Raw genomic sequence first — 20,804 nt, forward strand, 5'->3', positions numbered from 1 at the left:
GAGGAGGGGCTCTGTTTTCCAGAGGGACGGCGGGGTGGGGTGACTGGGTGCCCGCCTACATGCCATCCAGCAGGCCGAGCCGGTCCTTGAGGCGCAAGACGCGGCGGACGGCGGCGTCCAGCTGGGCGGCCATGGGGGGCTCGGACTGGGCCAGCTTCATGAGGATGCCGAAGTAGTCCAGGCCGCCGGTCCAGTCAGGGGGCTCGGTGGTGAGGATGAGATCGTTCCCGGCGCGGAAGGCGAGGCGGACCACTTCCTCGCGCTCGGCGCCGATCTGCTCGGCGAGGGCGCGGATGGCCACGTCATCGGTGACGGTGATCCACCCGCTCTCATGGGCGAGGGCGACGAGCGCGGGCTCGAGGATGGCGGGCTTGGAGCCGAACTGGGAGTAGACGACGTTGGACATCATGACGCCGCCGAGGAAGGGCGAGGCGGAGCCGAACACGGAGGCCTCGGCGCGGACGCGGGCCTCATCCCAGTCCACGGTGGCGCGCTCGTGGTCCGAGTCGGAGTCGAGATCGCCATAGCCGGGGAAGTGCTTGCCGATGGCGGCCACGCCGGACTTGGCGAGGCCGCGGGCGAAGGCGGAGGCCTTCTTCTTCACCACCTCGGGGTCGCCGGAGAACGCGCGGCCATTGCGGAACATGTGGCCGGAGGGGGCGACGTCGAACACAGGGGCGAGGTTCATGTTGAGGCCGACCTCGAGCATGGCCTTGCCGACGCGGACGCCCCAGGCCTCCACCTCTTTCTCCTCCAGGTTGGCGAGCTCTCTCGCGAGCGGGAGCGCCTGGAGGGAGGGGTGGCGGTTGAGGCGGTTGAAGCTGCCGCCCTCGATGTCGACGGCGAAGAAGGGAGGGATGCGAGCGCGCTGGCGAGAGGAGCGGATGCGCTCCTTGGCCGCATCGATCTTCCGGAGGGTGGCTCCCACGAAGAGCACACCGCCGACTTCGGTGGCACCTTCTTTGCTGATCTGCGGATAGGCGAGGAGCAACTGGCCGACCTTGTCGCGCAGGGAGAGCGACTGGAGGACGCGCTCAACGCGGGCCTCATCGGGAGTGCGTTCGGCAAAGGCCTTGTTCTTGGGGGCCTTCGCGGCGGCGTCGCCGAAGGCACAGAGCAGGAAAAACAGGGGCACGAGCGATGAACGAAGGGCGCCACGCATAGGAACCGCAGTCTTCCACAAACCCCGCGCGAGACCCTCTGGCACAGAGATGAGACGGGGCTTTGACGCCGCCTCCCTCGCCGTGCAATCACCCGGGCACAAAGTCCCGGATAATAAGTCAAACCCGAAAGAAGGAGGCCGACGAATGAACTGGACCCGTGGAGTGGCCCTGGTGGCCGGAGCAGTGCTGGTTGCTGGCTGTGGAGCAGAGGAGTTGGCGGCTGGGGAGGAGGGCGAGCTGGGCGAGGCGGTGCAGGTGCAGCGCGAGCAGTCCTCGGTGGAGCGGGAGCTCACGGCGCTGGCGTACTGCGATGACGTGGCGACGTGGCCCACGGCGTACACGGATCTCGAGAACCAGGTGCTGACGCTGGTGAACCAGAAGCGCGCGGCGGGGGCCACGTGTGGCGGGGTGTACAATCCGCCGGTGGCGGCGCTGACGCTGGACACGAAGCTGCGCTGTGCGGCGCGCAAGCACTCGAAGGACATGGGGGACAAGAACTTCTTCAGCCACACGGGCTCGAACGGCTCCACGCCGTGGCAGCGCATCACCTCAGCGGGCTACAGCTATACGGGGGCGGGGGAGAACATCGCAGCCGGGCACGCCACGGCGCTCGCCGTGGTGAACGGCTGGATGGCCAGCACGGGGCACTGCACCAACATCATGAATGGTACCTTCAAGCACCTGGGCGTGGGGTACTACCCGCGCTCGGGCAGCACCTACACGCATTACTGGACGCAGGACTTCGGTAAGCCGTAGGCCGCACCTGCTCTAGGAGCCTCCATGGAACTCTATTTCTGTCCGATGACCTGTTCGCTCGCGACGCGCATCGCGCTGTACGAGCTCGACGAGCCCGCGACGTTCCACATGGTGAACGTCGTCACCAAGAAGATGGCGGACGGCGGGGACTACTTCCAGATCAACCCAAAGGGGCAGGTGCCGGCGCTGCGCACGCGCGAGGGCGTGCTGCTCACCGAGGGCCCGGCGGTGCTCCAGTACGTGGCGGATCTGAAGCCGGAGCGGGGACTGGCGCCGAAGGCGGGGACGCTCGAGCGCTATCAGCTCCAGCAGTGGCTGAACTACATCAGCACCGAGGTCCACAAGCAGATCTTCTATACGATCTTCTCGCCGCAATGGCCGGCCGAGGCCAAGGTGTTCGTGCGCGAGCAGGTGGCGCCCGCGAAGTACGACTTCCTGTCGAAGCACCTGGACGGCCGCGAATTCCTGCTCGACACAGGCTTCACCGTGGCGGACGCCTACCTGGTGACGACGCTGAACTGGTGCGGGGCGGCGGGCATCGATCTGGGGCGCTGGCCGGTGATGAAGGCGTACCTCGACCGGATGAAGGCTCGCCCGGCCGTGGGGCGCGCCATCACCGAGGAGCGGGCGCTCCGAGAGAAGATGGCCTGAGCTCCTCGGCTACCCAGTACACGGGGAGCAGGAAGGTGACGTCCAGGTCCAGCCCCGGCACGTCGGCGGTGAGCTGGAGCTCCCAGAGGCAGCGGTAGGAGTTGCTGAGATCGGTGGAGTGCCCGGGCTCCATCGCGGGCACCTTCAGGACGAAGGAAATGCTGTCCGGGCTCTCCTGCTCCTCGGCCTCGATGCGCAGGGCGTCCATGTACTCGCGATCGCGGACCGTCTCGGTCGATTTGTTCTTACCCGAGCCCCGCGTGACCCTCCGCTCGCGCACCCGCCGAAGCACAGCGCGCACGTTCGAGAGCTTCTCCCGGCCGCGGGGCAGGAGCAGCTCCGCCTCGGTCTCTGTGTCTGGCAGCAGCGGGAACTGCGACAGGCGCAGGCGGGTCCGTCCGTAGCGCAGCAGGGCCAGCAGCGCGGTGAAGGTCGGGATGACGGCCTTCCGAACGATGACCACGTCGAGCCCAAGGATGAACGCGCCAAAGAGGAGGGGCACGGCAGTTGGTACATCCTCTGCGAACGCGAGCGAGGCGACGGCACCGTTGAAGAAGAGCAGGAAGGGGGCCAGGAAGGCCAGGCCCAGCAGGTCTCGGGTGACGGTGGTGAGCTGCTGATCCACCAGCTCGGCCTTGGGGGGGAACTCCCAGAGCCAGGCCTGGTGCGGAAACTCCCGGGAGAGGCGGTTCAGCCGCACCCAGCGCACCGCTCTCACCAGCCCCACCAGCACGCCCACCAGCGCTCCGACGAAGAGCGCGTGGACGAGCACATGCAGCACCCCGCGCCGCTCCTGCAGGAGGAAATCGTCGAAGACCACCAGCCGCGACAGGACCAGCGTGACGACGAGGCCGCCCAGCGTGGGGATAAGCCACTTGGGAGGAGGCCCCGCGGGGGTGGGTTGAGCCGAGGCGCTCATCAGGAGACGCCCAGTTCTTTGCGCAGCCGGCCGACCACCTTGAAGTACTCCGTCCTCGAGAAGGGCACGTTGAGGATGTGGAAGTCCTTCTTCGAGAGGCCCACGCAGCCAAAGCAGTAGTTGCAGTCCTGCAGGTTCTTGCAGAGGAGCAGGTAGGCGCTGCCGGTGCAGTTCTCGCACTGCACGCAGTAGGCGCACGCGTGGCAGCTCTTGGAGTCCACGCAGTGCGAGCAGTTGTTGCACAGCTCGCAGCGCACGCAGTGGGTGCAGTGGTAGCAGCTGTCGCAGTCCTTGCAGAACATGCAGTTGGCGCAGCGCTGACAGCCCTCGCACGAGTACGAGCCGGGGTTACCCGGGTCTGCGGCGAACCCCTTGGCCAGCTTCTGGAACTGGTCCATGAACTCCCGCTTGCCCAGTGCCGCCACCGCCTCTCGCGCGGCCTTTTCCTCGGAGATCGACTCCGGCGTGGGGGCGGCGCGCGTTCCTTTCTCCTTCACTCGGGCAACTCCTTCCGTGTTCGAGTCACACGGGGACTTAGCGCAGTCGGGCCAGCCCCGCGAGGTCGATGCCACGCGCCACCCGCCGAACCTCCACGGTGCCGGGGAAGCCGCGGCTCGTCACCGCCACCACATAGCGGTCGCCCACCAGCAGGTTCGCCTCGGCCGTCACCTCGGACGGGTCGTACCGCACGAAGCCCACTGCCGCATCCCAGAAGATGGGGGCCGTCGGGTCACTCTCCGGCTTGCGCTTGGCGTCCTCGGCGGCCGCACGGATGGACTTGGCGATCTTTCCTCCCAGCGTGGTGTCTACGATGCGCACCTTCACCTCGCGGTCCTCACCTCGGATAAAGGTCCGCTCGGCCTCGCTGATGGAGACCTCACCGTATTTACCGGTGGAGCCCTCAGTCCCGCTGTGGGTGAAGCCCTCCAGCTTCTCGGGAAGGAAGGGGGCCAGGTCCTTGAAGTAGATGGTGGGCAGCGGGGCGGCGGCCTCGGCTGCGGCCTCGGGGGTGCCCTCGGCGGGGGTGCGGCTGTCCGATGAACAACCCAGGCCCGGACAGAGGGCGAGCACCAGCAGGGTCAGAAGGGATTTGATTTCGCGCACGGGACCGATCAAAAGGTATCCCCGCGCGGCGCGCAATGGACCTCTCGAAGCTCAACCCCCCACAGCGCGAAGCGGTGACGACGCTCGAGGGCCCCCTGCTCGTGCTGGCGGGGGCCGGCAGCGGGAAGACGCGCGTGATCACCCACCGCATCGTCCACCTGCTCAACGAGCGGCCGTTCGGCGCCTCGGCGCGCAACATCCTGGCCGTCACCTTCACCAACAAGGCCGCCACGGAGATGAAGGAGCGGCTGGTGAAGATGGCGGGGCCGCGCGCACAGGGTGTCCTGGTGTGCACCTTCCACGCCTTTGGTGCGGAGATGCTGCGCGAGGACGTCCACCGGCTGGGGTGGCCCAAGAAGTTCGCTATCGCGGACATGGGGGATCAGCTGTCGCTCATCCGCCGGGCGATGCGGGACCACAAGGTGGATGACCGGGCGTTCGACGCGCGCAAGGTGCTGACGCTCATCTCCAAGGCGAAGAACTCGGGGCAGCCGCCGTCGCCCAAGCCCGAGGGGATAGGGGACGACTACGATCTGATCACCCACCTCGTGTACCCGAGCTACCAGCTGGCGCTGAAGGCGCAGGGCTCGGTGGACTTTGACGACTTGCTGGTGTTGCCAGCGCGTCTGCTGCGCGAGCACGAGGACTTGAAGGCGAAGTACACGCGGCGCTTCCGCTACCTGCTGGTGGATGAGTTCCAGGACACGAACCTGGCGCAGATGGACCTGCTGCGGCTGCTGACGGGCGAGTCGATGAACGTCTGCGCGGTGGGGGACGACGACCAGGCCATCTACAGCTGGCGTGGCGCGGAGGTGAAGAACATCCTCCAGTTCGACACGTACTTCCCGGGGACGAAGGAAGTGCGGCTGGAGCAGAACTACCGCTCGATGCAGGTGGTGCTGGACGCGGCCAACGCGGTGATCGCGAAGAACCCGGAGCGCAAGCCCAAGCGGATGTGGACGGATCGGGCCGGTGGCGCCCGCATCCGGGTGGTCAAGTGCCCCAACGACGAGGAGGAGGCGCGCTACGTCGCCCGGGAGATCGAGAAGCACATCGCCCACGGGATTCCGGCGGATGACATCGCGGTGCTGTACCGGACGAACGGGCAGGCACGGCCGGTGGAGGAGGCGCTGCGGGAGAAGGGGATTGGCTACGAGGTGGTGGGTGGCAGCGAGTTCTTCGACCGGAGCGAGGTGAAGGACGTCATCGCCTACTTCAAGGTGATCGCGAACCCGAAGGACGAGGTGAGCCTGCTGCGGATCGTCAACGTGCCGGCGCGAGGCATCGGGGACGTGACGATGGAGCGGCTGCACACGCACGCGCGGGGGCAAGGGGTGTCGCTCTGGGAGGCGATGGAGCGCAGCGAGGGGTACGAGGATCTGCCCACGGGGGCGGGGGCGAAGGTGCGCGAGTTCCTGCGGATGATCGAGCGCTACCGGGGGCTGTTCGAGGGCGGGAACCTGGCGCACGTGACGCGCAACCTGCTGGAGGAGATCGGCTTCAAGGAGGCGGCGCGGGCGAAGGCGGTGTCGGTGAGCTCGGGGGACAAGAAGGTGAAGTCGGTGGAGCAGGTGCTCACCTCGCTGGAGAACTTCGAGAAGCGCGAGGGCCCCAAGGCGAGCCTGCTCACCTACCTGAACCGGCTGAGCCTGGACACGCGGCAGGAGGAGGACGAGGACGAACTCCCGGGCGGAAACCGGCGGGTGACGCTGATGACGGTACACTCCTCGAAGGGGCTTGAGTACCGGCTGGTCTTCTTCATTGGGATGGAGGAGGACCTGATGCCGCACAAGGGCATGCAGGGTGAGCCCCAGAACCTGGAGGAGGAGCGCCGGCTCTGCTACGTGGGCATCACCCGGGCGAAGGAGCATCTGTACCTGACGCGTGCGGCCATCCGGGTGAAGCGGGGGAAGGACGTGCCGTGTACACCCTCGCGGTTCCTGGAGGACCTGCCCCCGGAGACGGTGGAGCTGATCGACCTGGAGGCCCCTCGGACGGGGGCTCCCACGGTGGAAGAGAAGAACTTCTTCGCCAACCTGAAAGAGCGCTTCAAGGCCAAGGGACCAGGCGGGGGCCCGGCTCCTGGAACTCCTGGGGGACCCCGGGGAAGCTGATCCGTGGGGTTTGTGGCCCCGGGGCGCGGCACGGTCTTGACTTACCCCCCGGAGCCTCCTAAGAGGGTCGGCCTTTCCGGGCTGAACCCTGGAGTATTCAGGGCAGACCCGTGGTTGGTTCGACTATGTCAGGCGGCTCGCGCAGGCGGGCGCCGCAGCAGAGTTTTGGAGTGCACACAATGTCGCAGAGTACGTACAGCGCGAAAGCAGGGGACATCAAGCGCGAGTGGCACCTGGTGGATGTCTCGGACAAGGTCCTGGGCCGCGCCGCTAGCCAGATCGCCACGCTGCTGAAGGGCAAGCACAAGCCGACGTACACCCCGTCCATCGACACGGGGGACCACGTCGTCGTCATCAACGCCTCCAAGGTGAAGGTGACGGGGACGAAGGAGAAGGACAAGATGTACTACCGCCACCCGCGGGCCGGTTTCCCGGGTGCGCTGAAGATCACCAACCTCGAGAAGCTGCGTTCGCGGCACCCTGAGGACATCATCATCAACGCCGTGCGCCGCATGCTTCCGCGCAACGCGCTGGGCCGCCAGATGATGACGAAGCTCAAGGTCTACGCAGGCGACACCCACCCCCACGCCGCGCAGAAGCCTGCCGCGCGCGAGGTCGAGGCGTAAACCCTTCTCCCCCTTTCTGAAGAGAGCAGAACCCCATGCCTATCAATCCTGAGAATGGTTTCTACGCCACCGGCCGCCGCAAGGAGGCCACCGCCCGCGTGTGGCTGAAGGCCGGTGACGGCTCCGTGACGATCAACGGCCGCGACATCAACAACTACTTCGGCCGCGAGACCTCCAAGATGGTGCTGTTCCAGCCGCTGGAGATCCTCGAGCAGAAGGGCAAGATCGACCTGACCGTGAACGTGAAGGGCGGCGGTCTGTCGGGCCAGGCGGGCGCCATCCGCCACGGCATCGCCCGCGCGCTGTGCGCCTTCAACCCGGAGTTCCGTCCGATGCTGAAGAAGGCCGGCTTCCTGACCCGCGATGCTCGCGCGGTCGAGCGCAAGAAGTACGGTCAGCCGGGCGCGCGCCGCCGGTTCCAGTTCTCCAAGCGCTAGCCTGTCTGCTCCTCAGTGGAGCAACCCACGGCGGGGGTTCCCTTCAGGGAGCCTCCGCCGTTGTCTTTTGTGCCGAGGGGGGATCTTCGCCCTGCGTTGGGGCGGTGCTAGCATTCGGGCCTGACCATGGAACTCAACGAGATTCTTCAGATCGCACTTCGAGGCGGCGCCTCGGATATTCACTTGAAGGCCGGACTTCCGCCCATGTTCCGCGTGGATGGCTCCCTCGTGCCTCTGAAGGACGGCAAGCGTCTGCCGCCGGAGGAAGTGGCGCGCATGGCGTTCGGCATCATGAACGAGTTCCAGAAGGAGAAGTTCAAGGCCAGCAACGAAGTGGACCTGGCGTACGGAGTTCCGGGCCTGGGCCGCTTCCGCGTGAACATCTTCCAGCAGCGCGGCACCATCGGCGCCGTGCTCCGCGTCATCCCCTTCAAGGTGATGACCATCAAGGACCTGCTGCTGCCGCCCATCCTCGAGAAGATTGTGGGTGAGGAGCGCGGTCTCGTCCTCGTCACGGGGACGACGGGTTCGGGTAAGTCCACGACGCTCGCGGCGATGATCGATCACATCAACGCGAACGAGACCAACCACATCATGACGGTGGAGGACCCGATCGAGTTCCTCATCCGCGACAAGCGCTCGATCATCAACCAGCGCGAGGTGGGTGTGGACACGCTGTCGTTCTCGCAGGCGCTGAAGAGCGCGCTGCGCCAGGACCCGGACGTCATTCTCGTGGGCGAAATGCGTGACTACGAGACCATTGAAACGGCGCTCCACGCGGCGGAAACGGGCCACTTGGTGATGTCGACGCTGCACACGCTGGACGCGACGGAGACGATCAACCGCATCGTGTCGGCGTTCCCTCCGCACCAGCAGAAGCAGGTGCGCTTGCAGCTGGCGTCGGTGCTCAAGGCGGTGGTGAGCCAGCGTCTGATTCCGCGCGCGGACGGCAAGGGCCGTGTGGCGGCGGTGGAAGTGCTGCGCGTGACGGCGCGCGTGCGCGAGCTCATCGAGGACAAGGACCGCACGAAGGAGATCCACGACGCGATTGCGCAGGGCTTCGACACGTACGGGATGCAGACGTTCGACCAGTCGCTGATGGGGCTGGTGCGCAACGGGCTGGTGTCCTACGAGGAGGCGCACCGGCAGGCGACGAACCCGGACGACTTCGCGCTGCGGTTCTCGGGCATCAGCGGGACGGCGGACTCGAAGTGGGACAACTTCGACGGCAAGGCGGGCGAGTCCCGTCCGGTGCCGGGCACGGCGCAGTTCGCGCAGAAGGGCCAGCCGGGTGCCGGCGCGGCTCCGGCGGCGGGAGCGCGGCCGGGAGTGCCGGCGACTCCGGCTCCGGGTGGAGCGCGTCCTCCGCCTCCTCCGCCTCAGGCGGCGGGTGGAGCGGCTCGTCCTCCGGCCGCGGGTGGAGCGCGTCCTCCGCCTCCGCCTCCGGGCGCGGGCGGTGACGACGACTTCAGCATCGAGCGGTTCTGAGCCGTGAGAGCAGTGCCCGCCCTTACGCGTCAGGGCGGGGTGGCGGCGGTGGCCCTCCCAGAACGGTCGAGGGCCCCAGCTGCCAAAGCTTCGAGCCAAAACAAGCCATCGAATAGGTTTGCCAGCTTAAGTGGCAAACCTTGAAAAAGCGGCCGAAGTTTGAGACTTCCGCGTGCGGCGCTTTCCACGCCATGTGAAGGAGCACCGCATGCGGAGACTGACTGGCCTTGTCCCCTGGAGTTGTCTGACCCTCTCATTCGCCTCGGTGTTGGCGCTGAGCCAGGGCTGCAACCCGGTGACAGAGGATGAACTGCAGGACTCGGCTTCGCTCGAGGCCCCCACGGGAGAAGTGGCGCAGCAGGTGGCGGTGCCGGGCTTCGCGGAGCTGCACCACCACATGTTCGCGGAGGAGGCCTTTGGCGGCGGCTGGTTCCACGGCAGCCACACCGGCACGTTGGTGAGCTGCGACGGTGGCGCGCCCGAGAGTGATCATGCGCGCGTCCGCATGGACCTGAGCAACATGCTCAACCTCTGCCCCAACTCGGGGAGCGTGAACCTGAGCGGCGTGCCCATCCTCTCGGCGTTCTTTGGGGTGGGCGGTGCGGCGGCCTCGGAGTTCATCGGGAAGATCGAGGGCACGGAGGGCGACACGGGCCTGCACCTGGGGCGCATGAACGTGCCGAACGAGTGGCCGCGCTGGGACACGATCGCGCACCAGCAGGCGTGGGAGGGCTCGCTGCAGAAGGCGTATCAGGGGGGCCTGTCGCTGGTGACCATCTCCCTGGTGAGCAACGAGTTCCTCTGCAAGGCGCTGCCGTACCAGAACCTCAAGCGTCCGTGTGACGAGATGGTGGACGTGGACGTGCAGCTGCAGATGGCGCGGGACTTCGACGCGCGGACGTCGTGGGCGGAGATTGCGCTGTCTCCGGCGCATGCGCGGCAGATCATCGCGTCGGGCAAGCTGGCGATGGTGCTGTCCATCGAGTCGAGCAAGCTGTTCGGGACGAAGGACTGGCGAGCGGAGCTGAGCCGGGTGTACTCGCTGGGGGTGCGCTCGTTGCAGCCGGTGCACCAGCTGGACAACCGGTTTGGCGGGGCGGCGCCGCACAACGCCATCTTCCAGGCGGCGCAGTTCCTGGAGAACTGCCACATCGACACGGACTGCGGGCTGACGGGGAACGGCTTCACGCTGGGGTTCGACGTGGACTCGAGCTGCCGCAACGTGAAGGGACTGACGGCGGATGGGAAGTCGCTGGTGCAGGAGATGATGGCGCGCGGCATGCTCATCGACGTGGCGCACATGTCCGAGCGGAGCGTGCAGGACACGTTCGTGCTGTCGCAGGCAAACACGTACTACCCGCTGTACATCTCGCACGGGCACTTCCGGGAGGTGATGAACCCGGAACTGGCGGCGACGGAGAAGACGACGCCGTCGTGGGTGGTGAAGTACCTGCGGCAGACGGGCGGCATGTTCGGTCTGCGCACGGCGCATGACGAGACGCGGACGTACACGAAGACGACGGTGGCGAACAGCTGCCACGGGTCGACGCGCTCGCTGGCGCAGGCGTACGAGTACGGCCGCCAGGGCCTGAAGGTGCCGATGGGGTTTGGCGCGGACCTGAACGGGTTCATCCAGCAGGTGCGGCCGCGGTTCGGGAACTACGGGGCATGCTCGGCGGGGTTCCGTGCGGAGGCGGACGCGCAGATGAACCAGCAGCGGCAGACGGGTCCGGCGCGGCTGGGGACGGACTTCGACGTGTACGGCCTGGCGCATGTGGGGCTGCTGCCGGACGTGGTGAGGGACCTGAAGAACCTGGGGGTGAACACGACGGGGCTGGAGGGCTCGGCGGAGAAGTTCATCCAGATGTGGGAGCGTGCGAACAGCGCGCGCACGGGGATGGCGGATGCGGCGCTGGACATCGACACGAGCGGAGTGGCGGCGTACGTGCCGAAGGCGACGCGCGAGGCGCAGTACCCGATGACGTGTGGCAAGTCTTACGCGCCGAACTCGAAGCTGATCGGAGACACGTGCCGCTTCAACGCGGAGTGCGTGAGCGGGGCGTGCAACGCCATTGATGGCTGCAGCGGGCTGAACGGCACGTGCATCTGCGACGGGGACAACGATTGCACGACGACGCAGTACTGCGGCTGGGGCTTGAACGCAGGCACCTGCCAGAACAAGAAGGCGCGAGGCGCGCTGTGCTCCGCGGGCCGCGAGTGCCTCTCGGGCAAGTGCAGTTGGCTGATGTGCACCTGAGCTGATGCCTCAAGGGCGGCGGGTTCGATTCCCGCCGCGGAGAGAGAGTTCATCTCTGTCTTCAGCGAGACACGGCGCCCCGGCGCTGACCGCGCCGGAGAGCCGTGCGTTTCAGGGATGCAGCAGCGGGACACCTGGGCGATCAGTTCGCCCGGGACTCGGTCTGCTGGGTCGCCGGCTTCGCAGTGCTGCAGAGCCGCGAGGACTCATCGCCCTGCCGGGAGGCCTGCTCGTCCTCAGTGGCCGGGGATTCGCAAAAGCACGTGGTCGTCCAGTTCCCGAAGGAGGTGCACTCCTGGTAACAGTTCGGGTCCGTGGTCCGCGGGCACTGGCGGATGTCCCCCGGGGTGCAGTTGGAAAGCAGATTCTCCGCCAGCGCCGCCGCAGGCGAGAGCACCATTGCCATGAAGAGACCTGTCATTGCCTTCTTGAACATATTCGCTCCTTGTCGATACACGGCCGGGATTGGCCGTGGTGCTTCTTCATTCGATGTCTGTTTTCAGTAGCAGCAGTACTGGCACTCGTTGAAGCTGTCGCAGTCCAGGATGCACTCCGGATCGCCATTGCAGGCCTCCTTGCACGCATTGATCTTGGCGTAGCAGCGGCTGCACGGCTGGGGGAAACAGGCGGGAATTTCCTCGGAGGGGGCCTGCTGGGGCAGGGACACCAGCTGCTGGCTGGCGGTGGAGGCATCCGAGGGCACCGGGTTCACCCTGGCTGAAGAGGTGTCACCGGCGTAGGACACACCGATAGAGAGGGTCATCGCGACCATGAGCAGCATGCGCTTCATTTTCGACTCCGTCTTGTAATGGGATGGAGCTGCAACTCAATTCTTCACTGCCGCAAGGAATTGCACTTGCACAGGGATGGGTGACGGGCTTCCGTCACTGGGGGCCCTGCTCCCCAAAGGCTCACTGCGGGCGTGTCAACACCACTCCCTCTGGCGTCCAGCCTCTCCTCACGGCGGCCCAGGGAGTGTCCTGGCCGTCCAGCTGGAAGTTGACGAGGAATCCCCTGGCTACGAGCTGCTCGGGCCCCCAGCCGCTCTCGCCACGTTTTCGATAGACGATGTGCTCGAAGTTGTAGGGCCCACCCTGACGCTCCCAGGCAATCCAGGGAGCGCCATTCCGGTCCAGCGCGAGCCGCGGTGTGCCCGGAGGGGAGCTCCCCGTCAGTGCCTGTAAGGCCTCGGGCGGGGTCCACCCCGTGAGCCCGTCCCTCCGCGAGAAGTAGACCTCGTGGCTTCGGAGGTCCTGAGACACCTCGGACCAGGCGACGAGAGGCTTTGAGTCTTTCAGCAGGAGAGCGATCTCCTTCGCGGACGAGCGGGAAGCTCTGTCTCCCACGAGCGGAGTGCCGACAGGCGCCCAGCCCTGGTTCTGGTACTCCCAGACAATGACCTGTGGCTGAGCTTCCCCTACCGGGATCTCGGACCAGGCCACCATCACCTGGTCGGCTTCGGTGGCAATTGCCGGAGAGGTCGCGGGGGTGTCTCGTTCCGGGTTGGCCTCGAGAGGTCCACCGAAGGTGTTCCAGCCGGTGAGCTCCCATCGGGCCACGTGGATGACTTCCTCATCCGACCACGCAAGGATTGGATCGCCGTCGGTCTCGAGCGTCATGGAAAGCCCGGAGACCTCTCCCCCCTTCGAGGGGCTCGGAGTGCCCAGGGACTGCCAGCCCGTTCCGTCGAAACGCTTCACGTAGATGAAGGAAGGAAGAGTTCCTTCCACCCAGGCCAGGACGATCCGGCCGGCCCTGTCCATGGCAACCCTGGGCGAGATGGCCGCACGGATGCGCTCTTCCTCCGACCGAGGCATCGGCAGGGGCTCCCAGCCCTCTTTTGTCCAGCGCGCGACCACGAGGAGCGGTCGCTCCCTCAGGGCCTCGGTCTCGGTCCAGGCCAGCACTCGCCCTGTCCTCCCAGGGTCGGAGGCGAAATCCGCCTCCTGAATGGTCGCCTCGCTGGGGGCAGGACCCGTGCGGGTGAAGGGCCACCAGGTGACGCTCTGCGGGAACTGCTCGTCGGCCCGGAGCGGGTTCCCCGCCAGATCGGTGAGCATGGGGGGAGCCAGCTCGGCGGTCAGGGTCACCGGGGGCTTCAGGGGGAGGTCGGGGATGAGCCGGAGACGAAGCCCGTTCTCGACGAGCGTCAACTGGCAGGGCACCGGCGTGCCGTTCTCGTCACGCACCCAGGCGGAGGTGCTCTGGAGCGAGCGCGGATCCATGGGCTCCGAGAAGAGGAACTCCAGTGGCTCGTTCCCCGAAGGGAAGCGTGTCTGGGGATTCAAGCCGAGGACAGCGGGTGCGGTCCGGTCCACGGTCACGCTCATGGGCGGGCTCTCGAAGCTGCGGGTCTCGAGGCGGGCCTTCATCACGAAGGAGAACGTTCCCTCCGGGGAGGTGGTGCAATCCAAGGTGAAGCGGTACGGCTCCGAGAGCGTCACGACGTGACTGCCGTCCAAGAACAGGGACACCTCGTCAGGCGTTCCTCCCTCCACGGTGGCGGAGAGCAGCACGCTCTCGCCCGCGCGGCAGAACCGTGGAGCTGTCGAGTCCAGGGTGACGGTGAGGACGGGAGGCTCCGGAGGGGGCTTCTCGAGCTCCAGATACTCGCGAAGCGGATCGCACGCGAGCAACGCCAGGGTTCCTCCCAGGAGGAGGGGGGCGCGACGCCGGGCCGGAGCCGGGCAAGGTGTCTGGGGCCGTTTCATTCGAGGAGCTCGTGACTTCCCCTTGGACACGCGGGCCATTTTTTCTGGGACTTATTGGACCAGGCCCATTCCCACGCTGCCTCCGTAGGTCCACACCAGGTGGTGCCCGGAGAGCGTCCGGACCCAGGCGGGGCCGGCATTCCCCAGGAAGGTCAACCGGAGCGGACCTGTGATGGGCACCCACAAGGCGCCAGCAGCCCCGGTGTACGGCTGGAAGCCGAAGCTGGCGTTGCCGGTTCCCGGCTCCCACTGCCGGGCGAGGAAGCCTCCCAGCTCCGCGGAGAGCTGGAGCTGGAGGCCCTCCGGGTCTCGCATCAGCCGGCCCACACCCAGCCGCAGCTCGAAGTCATTCTGCAGGAGCTGCATCTGCTCGTGCCGCCCGTGCTTCAGGCCCAGCGCGGCCGTGACCACGTTCAGCGCGTCACTCGCCCAAGCGTACTGGAGCTGGGTGTTGGCCCCCACCATGGGCCCGAAGGTGGAGACGAGGGGCCGGCCCAGAGCGGGGCCCAGGTGCAGCATCCACCGCCCCGAGGCAGAGCCCTTGATCGGGTGGAACACCAGCCCGCTCGGCACGAGCTGGTCACGTGTCACCTCGATGCGGCCGGCGGGTGGCACCTCCACCCGTGCCGTCAGGGCACTGCGCTCCTTCCGGGTCGTCAGGAGGTAGCTGCCCGCGGGCAGGGCCAGTGTCGCCACTCCCTCGCCCTTGCGCACCAGCCCCAGGAAGGGTTCTCCGGAGGAAGTGGTCACCGTCCAATCGCCCGGCTCGGGGATGGCGAGCGTCAGGAGGGAGGAGGCCGTGGCAGGGGAGGTGAGGATGAGCTCTCCCTGACCCTGGAGGTCGAAGCGGAAGTGGGGGTGCTGCACCCCCGCGTGTGACAGAAGCGAGGACTCGATCGTCCGCGCGTAAGAGTAGGCGTAGGCCTCGGCCAGGGTGATGCGGCCGTCTCCTGTCAGGTCCGCCGCTCCGCGAAGCGCTGCGACCAGGTGGTGGGTGAAGATGGAGCCTGCGAGCGCATCCGACTCCTGGGCGGACTCGTCCGCAGCGGACGCGGTGATGATGATCCGTCCGGCGATCTGCGGCTGTTCTACGCTCATGCGGATGTCCGGGAGCGGCTTGAGGCCTTTGATCCGCGCTGCGCGTCCGGACTGGCACGAGTCCACCACCAGCAGTGCGACGCCCACGGGAGCCTGTTCCACGAAGTGGACCACCTCGCGGATGGGCAGGCGTGTTCCCGACAGGTGCAGCGCTTCCGCTTCCGCGTGGCTGGAGACGTAGACGAAGAGCTGGTCTCCCGGACGCGCCTGCTCCTGGAGGCGCTCTCCGAAGCGTGCAAGCCGGGCGCGGAGCTCATCGGCGGTGGCTCCGAGCAGCAGCAGGCTGTCCTCCGGCCGCACTCCGCCGGCTTCACCCAGCACGCTCAGCACCGAGCGGGCATCCCGCTCCGCGTATCGCAGCGGTGCGTCACTGCCGATCCCCTGATTGGTACCCACGGCGATGGCGAACCTTCGCGGGCCAGGCTCGGCTGGCGGGCTGGCCGCCAGGAGCGCCAGCAGGAATGCCCCGATCATCCCCGCGTCCCCACCTTCAGGGACACCGAGGTGTGCACCACGTTTGGGGGAAGCTGGGAAGGCGCTGGCAGCCAGCCGCGGGCCTCGTTCAGCTCGAGTGGCGCATCCGAGTAGAAGGCGTGCACCGTGAAGTCTCCTTCGGTGACCTCGAAGACGGGTGTCATCTGGGCCTCGGCCAGTTCGCCGCTCGTGGTGCCGCCGGTAGGCCAGAGCTGCTCGGCCTTGCCGCTGGCGTCCACGGAGACGATCAGGGCGAACGGATGACCGCCGCCCCGGAGCCTCAGAGCGACGCGATCGCCCTGGCTGAGGACGGGGTTCACCTCGCCATCGGCCAGCCGGACCAGCTCCACCGCGGGTGGGCCCTTCACCCGGATGCCCGGCGGGCCGTCTCCGATGGGCTTCTGCTCGCCGCGCGGGAGCAGGAGCACCACGGCCGCGGCTGCGGCCATGATTGGCACGAGCATCCACCCGGAGAGCCAGCGGGAGGGCCGTGGCTTCGTTCCCCGGGCCTGCTCCGCCCTCACCTGGGCGCGAACCTGGAGGAAGCGAGGGTTTGCACGGGAGGCCTCCGCGTGAGCTTGAAGGCGCTCCAGGCGGCCCTGACAGGTGGCACAGGACTCCAGGTGCTTCGGACGAGGCCCCCCGACGGCCACCTCATCCAGGGCGAGGTCCGACAGGTGCTCGCTCATTCCCATGCTCCCTTCCTCTTGCGCGGCTCACCGAGGGTCTGGGCCAGGGTGGAGATGTGCTTCACTTCGCGCACGATGGTCTTCCGGGAGAGCCCCATCACCTGGGCAATCTCTTCCTGGGAGAGTTCGTCGACATAATAGAGGGCCGCCACGGTGAGGCTGCGCTCGTCGAGTTCTCGCGAGAGCTCGAGCAGGAAATCGCGGCACTCGGAGGGCGCGAGCGTGTCCACTTCGGGCTCGGGCCCTGCCTCCTGGGGAGCGACGTCCCGCAGGCTCCGGGAGCGGAGCATGTTGAGGCAGACGTTGGTCGTCACCCGGTAGATGTAGGTCATCGGCCGGGCTTCCCGCCGGAACGCCGACGCGTTCTGGAGGATGCGGATGAAGGTCTCCTGGACGGCATCCCATGCGTCCGCCTCCCGTTCGAGCAGGCTTAGGGCTCTCCGGTACATGCCAGGCGCGTACCGGTCGTAGAGCTCCTCGAGTTCCGCAGGGCTCAGCCCTCGGCTCATCTCTTCCTGTTTGGACACGCGGGAGGGGAACGAAGGGACACGGATTCGGTCGCGGTCACGGGGGCGAGGTGGAGCGGGAGGTCTCACTCACCGCCAACGATGAGTGAGACCCTGCTCGAAATGTCACGGCTGGGACGGGCAGAGGTTGTGCTCGTCCAGCGGGTTGATGTGGCCCTCGGCGTTGCCTGTGAAGGAGCGGGCGTAGATGCCGCCGTCGAAGCTGCCGTCGGTGAAGGCAATGTCGGCGTTGGGGGCCAGCACCGTGCCCCAGAAGCCGTAGCCCTGGGCATGGATGCTCGTGGCATCCACGAAGTTGTAGAGGATGCCGTGCTGGTCGATGCCTCCGGCGAACGAGTGGCCGAAGCCCGTGAAGGTGGCCGAGCCGCCGCGGATGTTGATCACCGCCAGCGAGCCGGCGGGCGCCTCGATGGAGAGCAGCGTGGCGCCGGTGAAGGCGCTGGCGTTCACCTCGAAGACGTTCAGGCTGGGGTCCGTGCCGCGCAGCATGATGCCGCCCCAGGACTCACGCGTCGTGGTGCCGTTGACGGCGAGGCTGGCCAGCTGGGCGGACAGGTTGCTCAGCTCCGCGCCCCGGGCAGTGAAGTGGATGGGCGTGCCCTGAGAGACGGTGCCCCGGTAGGACATCACGGAGGTGTCGCCGCTGTAGGTGCCGCCATACCAGGCATCCCCCCAGATGGCGCCGCGGGAGAGGGAGAGGTTGCCACCCGCCACCAGGGTGTTGGAGATGTCGGTGTCCGGCAGGCCCGAGCCGACCGCGAAGTCGGTCATGGTGATGTTGCCGCCCGCGGCCACTTTGCCCACCACGTCGTGGCCACCGATGTAGTCCCCGAGGAGGAAGAGGTTGTAGTCGTTCAGCCGGACCGGCAGGCCCGCGGAGCCGTCGTGCGAGCAGGTGCCCGTGGCGCCATGGCAGGTGTCCACCGTGCAGGCGTTGCCGTCATCGCAGTCCGCGTTGACGTGGCAGCCGGGGTCGCACGCGTCGCCGACGCTGTCCTCGTCCGCATCGGCCTGGTCCGGGTTGAAGGTGCAGCGGCAGTTGTCGAGCGTGTCGGGGATGCCGTCGTTGTCGCAGTCGGCGATCTGGTCGGTGTCGAGCAGCGCGTAGTCGAAGGCGAGGTACGGCTCATTGGGAGCGATGATGGTGATGACCACGCGGCCGTCCGTCATGGCGGACCAGGGCACGATGGCGTAGGCGCGCTGGACGAGGCCGTCCTGGCCGCCGCCCTGGGTGGTCAGCGGCACCACCACGCCGTCCACGCGGATGCTCGCGGGGGTGACGTCGTAGTCGCCGAAGACGAGGTTGATGTAGTGGTCGACGCCGTAGTCACTGTCACCTGGGACGGGGACGGTGAAGGTGAACGTGAAGTTGATTCCATCCGAGGCCCCGGCAGGGGTGCGGGATTGGTCGGTGTACTGCGCGCCGTTGGTCGCCGTGCGCTCGGCGGCGGAGCGGAAGTCGAAGTCATCGCCCGCGCCGACCGCGGTGCTGCCGTTGCGGTTCCAGTCCGGCAGAAACTCCCCGGGCTCCAGGAGGCCATCGCCGTCCACATCGGCTGGCTGGTTGTGCGGAGACGGGGTGGCGCGAACGAGCCCAGCGGGGGCGATGCCGAACCCGTCGATGTCGCCGATGAGCCGGCGGACCACGTTCGTCTGGCCGAGGTTGCGGGCCTCGGTTCCCGCCGGGGAGCCAGTGTCTTCGGATTCCACGGCGTTACAGGCGGAGAGCAGCAGGAGGGCTGCAGTGAGAGACGGAAGTAGAGCGGTGCGCATGGCCGCGGACCCTATCCGCAGCGCATCCTGGTTTTAAAAGGAAATAATGCTAATGGAGAATTTCTAAATTTTACGACCACCGAGAGACCGGCACGGGGCGTCGCTCGGAGCTGGAGTTCCACATGCGTCCGGACAGGCCCGAGTCCGGGCGCGGCTCGGGGTATGAGGGCGTCGAGCCGATGCTCGCGGCGCTCATCCAGCGGGTCGAGAACGCTTGAGCAACGCTCCCGGGGTCTGCTTGGCTGATGCCTTCGTTTGCCAGGGAGACGTCATGCAGACCCGTGCTGTTGCCAATACCTCGTCCGCCCCCACGTACAGCCCGACACTTGCGCTGGCCTTCGCGAACGCTGTCGAAGCCGCCTACAACTTCTACGACAACGGCACGCCCATCTCGCTCGCGGGCTACACCATTGGCCCAGACATCTACGTCTTCGAGTTGGAGAAGAAAACGTTCTTTGGCTACGTGGCCACCGGAACACCGCCGAACAGCGGCATCCCGCAGCACAACCTGGTGGTATTCCGCGGGACGCGCACCAAGGAAGAGGGCTTCTACGACATGGACTGGAGCCTGGTGCCGGGAAATCTTGGGGGCCAGGCTGTCGGCAACGTCGCCAAGGGCCTGTATGACTTCTATACGGGCGCAGGGCCCCTGGAGAAGAGCCTCTCCCAGCTCACGTTGGAGGCGATCTCCTGGTTCTCGGATACGTCGCTGCCGCTCTACGTGTGTGGCCACAGCCTCGGGGGCGGAGTCGCCACGCTGGCGTCGCTCGATATCGTGCTGAACAATGCCTACACGGCTGCGGCGCCGATCATGTACACCTACGGCGGCCTGCACGCCGGGGACCAGAACTTCGTCACTGCGTTCAGCACCGCCGTGGCGGCGGCCTTCCGCGTCACCAACCTTGCTGACTTCGTTCCCCAGCTCACCGGCTTAGCTGCGGACAACACCCAGTACGTCCATGTCGGCGAGCAGTGGTGGTTCGTCGCCTACAACTCGTACCTCTGGGAGAACCACGAGCTGTCGAACACGTACCTCACGGCGCTCACGTCGTACCCCAGCCAGGTCGTGAACACGCCGCCGCCGAACTTCCCAGCCAGCGGTGCATAAGCTCTGTCAGGCCCGCTGGTAGCGGAGGTCCATGATGAACGCTGTCGGGAGTACACTGGCACGCTTCGCCGCGTAGCTGTGCGCAACCAGAAGGGCAAGACGGTGTGTGTCACGGCCCCGCGTTCCTCAAGCCAGGGACGCGGGGCCTTTTCTGAGCCGCCTCCGGCACTGTCCGGCGCGCGCACCACCGGGTCGGCCTCTGGCGCCCTTTCAGCCCTCGTCGTCCGAGCCGGGCTCGGTCCCTGGGGCCGCGCGGCGGATCACCACCACGGAGACCTGCTCGCCCTTGGCGGGGCGCACCATCACCTGCAGCTCGTCCGAGCCGTTGCGGTAGAGGTTCTTCTCCACCTCCGTATAGCCGGCCTTGCCGAGTTCCTCTCGGTAGAAGGTTTCCACCTCGGGCTGCTTGGCGGCGGCCGAATAGGTGAGCGAGCGGGCCGCCTCCACATCGCTGTGCAGCACCTCGCTAGCGCCGGGGAAGATGGGCGCGAAGGAGGACGACCGGGTGGGAGGCTGGGAGAGATCCGCCTCGCCCAGGTACACCGCCGTGGTGCCATCCGGGTAGGGCTGGAGGATGACGGTGTACGAGATGAGCCGCTCCGTATCCAAGGCGGTGAGCTGCGGCTGGCGGAAGGGCTGGGCCTGCTGCTCCACGGGGGGGATGAAGAAGCCCCACGCCAGGAAACGGTCCACCAGGTGCTGGAGCAGAACCTGGGGCTTCTCCTTGCTGCGCACCGCGTGGATGCGCACGGGGATGCCGTCGGCCATCATCACGCCCGGCACGTCCACGGCGTCCACCACCTGGGGCACATCCCAGGTGAAGGGCAGCCGCTGTGCCGCCGCCTCGCCCGCGCCCAGAAGCGCCCCCCACAGGGCCAGCCCGGCCCACCTCGCACCTCGTGTTCGCAT

Annotated in this window: 20 protein-coding genes and 1 tRNA gene; 9 read left to right on the forward strand and 12 right to left on the reverse strand. The window is 67.1% G+C overall.

Annotated elements, in window-relative coordinates; genetic code table 11:
• Window positions 1-55: 55 nt before the first annotated feature.
• Window positions 56-1,135: a glycoside hydrolase family 3 N-terminal domain-containing protein gene (locus DB31_RS32800; RefSeq protein WP_240486989.1), complete on the reverse strand. Its 1,080-nt coding sequence runs from the start codon at window positions 1,133-1,135 to the stop codon at window positions 56-58.
• 172 nt (window positions 1,136-1,307) lie between these two features.
• Here DB31_RS32800 and DB31_RS32805 point away from each other — a divergent pair, with 172 nt between their 5' ends.
• Together DB31_RS32805 and DB31_RS32810 are read left to right on the forward strand one after the other, a co-directional pair.
• Window positions 1,308-1,919, forward strand: coding sequence for a CAP domain-containing protein (locus tag DB31_RS32805; RefSeq protein ID WP_044195118.1), 612 nt, complete (start codon window positions 1,308-1,310; stop codon window positions 1,917-1,919).
• Between the two features lie 24 nt (window positions 1,920-1,943).
• Complete coding sequence (locus tag DB31_RS32810) at window positions 1,944-2,570, forward strand: glutathione binding-like protein (protein WP_044195120.1); 627 nt, start codon at window positions 1,944-1,946, stop codon at window positions 2,568-2,570.
• Here the strand turns inward: DB31_RS32810 and DB31_RS32815 are convergent.
• Genes DB31_RS32815 through DB31_RS32825 form a run of 3 tightly spaced genes read right to left on the reverse strand, consistent with a single transcriptional unit; the run spans window position 2,533 to window position 4,593 of the window.
• Window positions 2,533-3,489, reverse strand: a complete 957-nt coding sequence (locus DB31_RS32815) for a hypothetical protein (protein WP_044195121.1) — start codon at window positions 3,487-3,489, stop codon at window positions 2,533-2,535. The genes DB31_RS32810 and DB31_RS32815 overlap by 38 nt on opposite strands.
• Window positions 3,489-3,986 carry a hypothetical protein gene (locus DB31_RS32820; RefSeq protein ID WP_044195123.1) on the reverse strand — a complete coding sequence of 166 codons (498 nt, stop codon included), beginning with the start codon at window positions 3,984-3,986 and terminating at the stop codon, window positions 3,489-3,491. The genes DB31_RS32815 and DB31_RS32820 overlap by 1 nt, the downstream gene beginning before the upstream one ends.
• Before the next feature lie 37 nt (window positions 3,987-4,023).
• Window positions 4,024-4,593 (reverse strand): hypothetical protein, encoded by a 570-nt coding sequence (locus DB31_RS32825; RefSeq protein WP_420806731.1) that lies wholly within the window; start codon window positions 4,591-4,593, stop codon window positions 4,024-4,026.
• Between the two features lie 35 nt (window positions 4,594-4,628).
• On the opposite strand from DB31_RS32825, the gene DB31_RS32830 reads away from it, so the two are divergent.
• The 6 genes from DB31_RS32830 (at window position 4,629) to DB31_RS49250 (ending at window position 11,551) form a co-directional block, all read left to right on the forward strand.
• Complete coding sequence (locus DB31_RS32830) at window positions 4,629-6,707, forward strand: ATP-dependent helicase (RefSeq protein ID WP_044195126.1); 2,079 nt, start codon at window positions 4,629-4,631, stop codon at window positions 6,705-6,707.
• A gap of 179 nt (window positions 6,708-6,886) precedes the next feature.
• Complete coding sequence (gene rplM / locus DB31_RS32835) at window positions 6,887-7,333, forward strand: 50S ribosomal protein L13 (RefSeq protein ID WP_044195129.1); 447 nt, start codon at window positions 6,887-6,889, stop codon at window positions 7,331-7,333.
• Window positions 7,334-7,368: 35 nt separating this feature from the next.
• Window positions 7,369-7,770 (forward strand): 30S ribosomal protein S9, encoded by a 402-nt coding sequence (gene rpsI, locus DB31_RS32840; protein ID WP_044195132.1) that lies wholly within the window; start codon window positions 7,369-7,371, stop codon window positions 7,768-7,770.
• A gap of 126 nt (window positions 7,771-7,896) precedes the next feature.
• Window positions 7,897-9,258 (forward strand): type IV pilus twitching motility protein PilT, encoded by a 1,362-nt coding sequence (locus DB31_RS32845; protein WP_044195135.1) that lies wholly within the window; start codon window positions 7,897-7,899, stop codon window positions 9,256-9,258.
• Window positions 9,259-9,466: 208 nt separating this feature from the next.
• Entirely contained in the window at window positions 9,467-11,515 is a 2,049-nt protein-coding gene (locus DB31_RS32850; protein WP_044195138.1) for a membrane dipeptidase, read from the forward strand.
• Window positions 11,490-11,551: transfer RNA gene (locus DB31_RS49250), tRNA-Ile, on the forward strand. Before DB31_RS32850 ends, DB31_RS49250 begins: the two co-directional genes overlap by 26 nt.
• Window positions 11,552-11,657: 106 nt before the next feature.
• Here DB31_RS49250 and DB31_RS32855 read toward each other — a convergent pair.
• The 7 genes from DB31_RS32855 to DB31_RS50095 form a co-directional block, all read right to left on the reverse strand.
• Window positions 11,658-11,951, reverse strand: coding sequence for a hypothetical protein (locus tag DB31_RS32855; protein WP_044195141.1), 294 nt, complete (start codon window positions 11,949-11,951; stop codon window positions 11,658-11,660).
• 63 nt (window positions 11,952-12,014) lie between these two features.
• On the reverse strand, window positions 12,015-12,305 hold the full coding sequence (locus tag DB31_RS32860) for a hypothetical protein (protein ID WP_044195144.1): 291 nt from the start codon (window positions 12,303-12,305) through the stop codon (window positions 12,015-12,017).
• A gap of 121 nt (window positions 12,306-12,426) precedes the next feature.
• Window positions 12,427-14,226 carry an Ig-like domain-containing domain gene (locus DB31_RS32865; protein ID WP_044195147.1) on the reverse strand — a complete coding sequence of 600 codons (1,800 nt, stop codon included), beginning with the start codon at window positions 14,224-14,226 and terminating at the stop codon, window positions 12,427-12,429.
• Between the two features lie 51 nt (window positions 14,227-14,277).
• On the reverse strand, window positions 14,278-15,798 hold the full coding sequence (locus DB31_RS32870; RefSeq protein ID WP_044195150.1) for a caspase family protein: 1,521 nt from the start codon (window positions 15,796-15,798) through the stop codon (window positions 14,278-14,280).
• Entirely contained in the window at window positions 15,795-16,493 is a 699-nt protein-coding gene (locus tag DB31_RS32875) for a hypothetical protein (protein ID WP_157232290.1), read from the reverse strand. Before DB31_RS32875 ends, DB31_RS32870 begins: the two co-directional genes overlap by 4 nt.
• Window positions 16,484-16,996 carry an RNA polymerase sigma factor gene (locus tag DB31_RS32880; RefSeq protein WP_240486990.1) on the reverse strand — a complete coding sequence of 171 codons (513 nt, stop codon included), beginning with the start codon at window positions 16,994-16,996 and terminating at the stop codon, window positions 16,484-16,486. Before DB31_RS32880 ends, DB31_RS32875 begins: the two co-directional genes overlap by 10 nt.
• A 123-nt stretch (window positions 16,997-17,119) precedes the next feature.
• Window positions 17,120-18,787 carry a choice-of-anchor A family protein gene (locus DB31_RS50095; RefSeq protein WP_083968968.1) on the reverse strand — a complete coding sequence of 556 codons (1,668 nt, stop codon included), beginning with the start codon at window positions 18,785-18,787 and terminating at the stop codon, window positions 17,120-17,122.
• Between the two features lie 271 nt (window positions 18,788-19,058).
• On the opposite strand from DB31_RS50095, the gene DB31_RS32890 reads away from it, so the two are divergent.
• A complete protein-coding gene (locus tag DB31_RS32890; protein WP_044195155.1) occupies window positions 19,059-19,895 on the forward strand; it encodes a lipase family protein in 837 nt (278 codons plus the stop codon).
• A gap of 210 nt (window positions 19,896-20,105) precedes the next feature.
• Here the strand turns inward: DB31_RS32890 and DB31_RS32895 are convergent, their stop codons facing one another.
• Complete coding sequence (locus DB31_RS32895; RefSeq protein ID WP_052420444.1) at window positions 20,106-20,804, reverse strand: hypothetical protein; 699 nt, start codon at window positions 20,802-20,804, stop codon at window positions 20,106-20,108.

Source organism: Hyalangium minutum (genome assembly GCF_000737315.1).
Taxonomy (GTDB): Bacteria; Myxococcota; Myxococcia; order Myxococcales; family Myxococcaceae; genus Hyalangium; species Hyalangium minutum.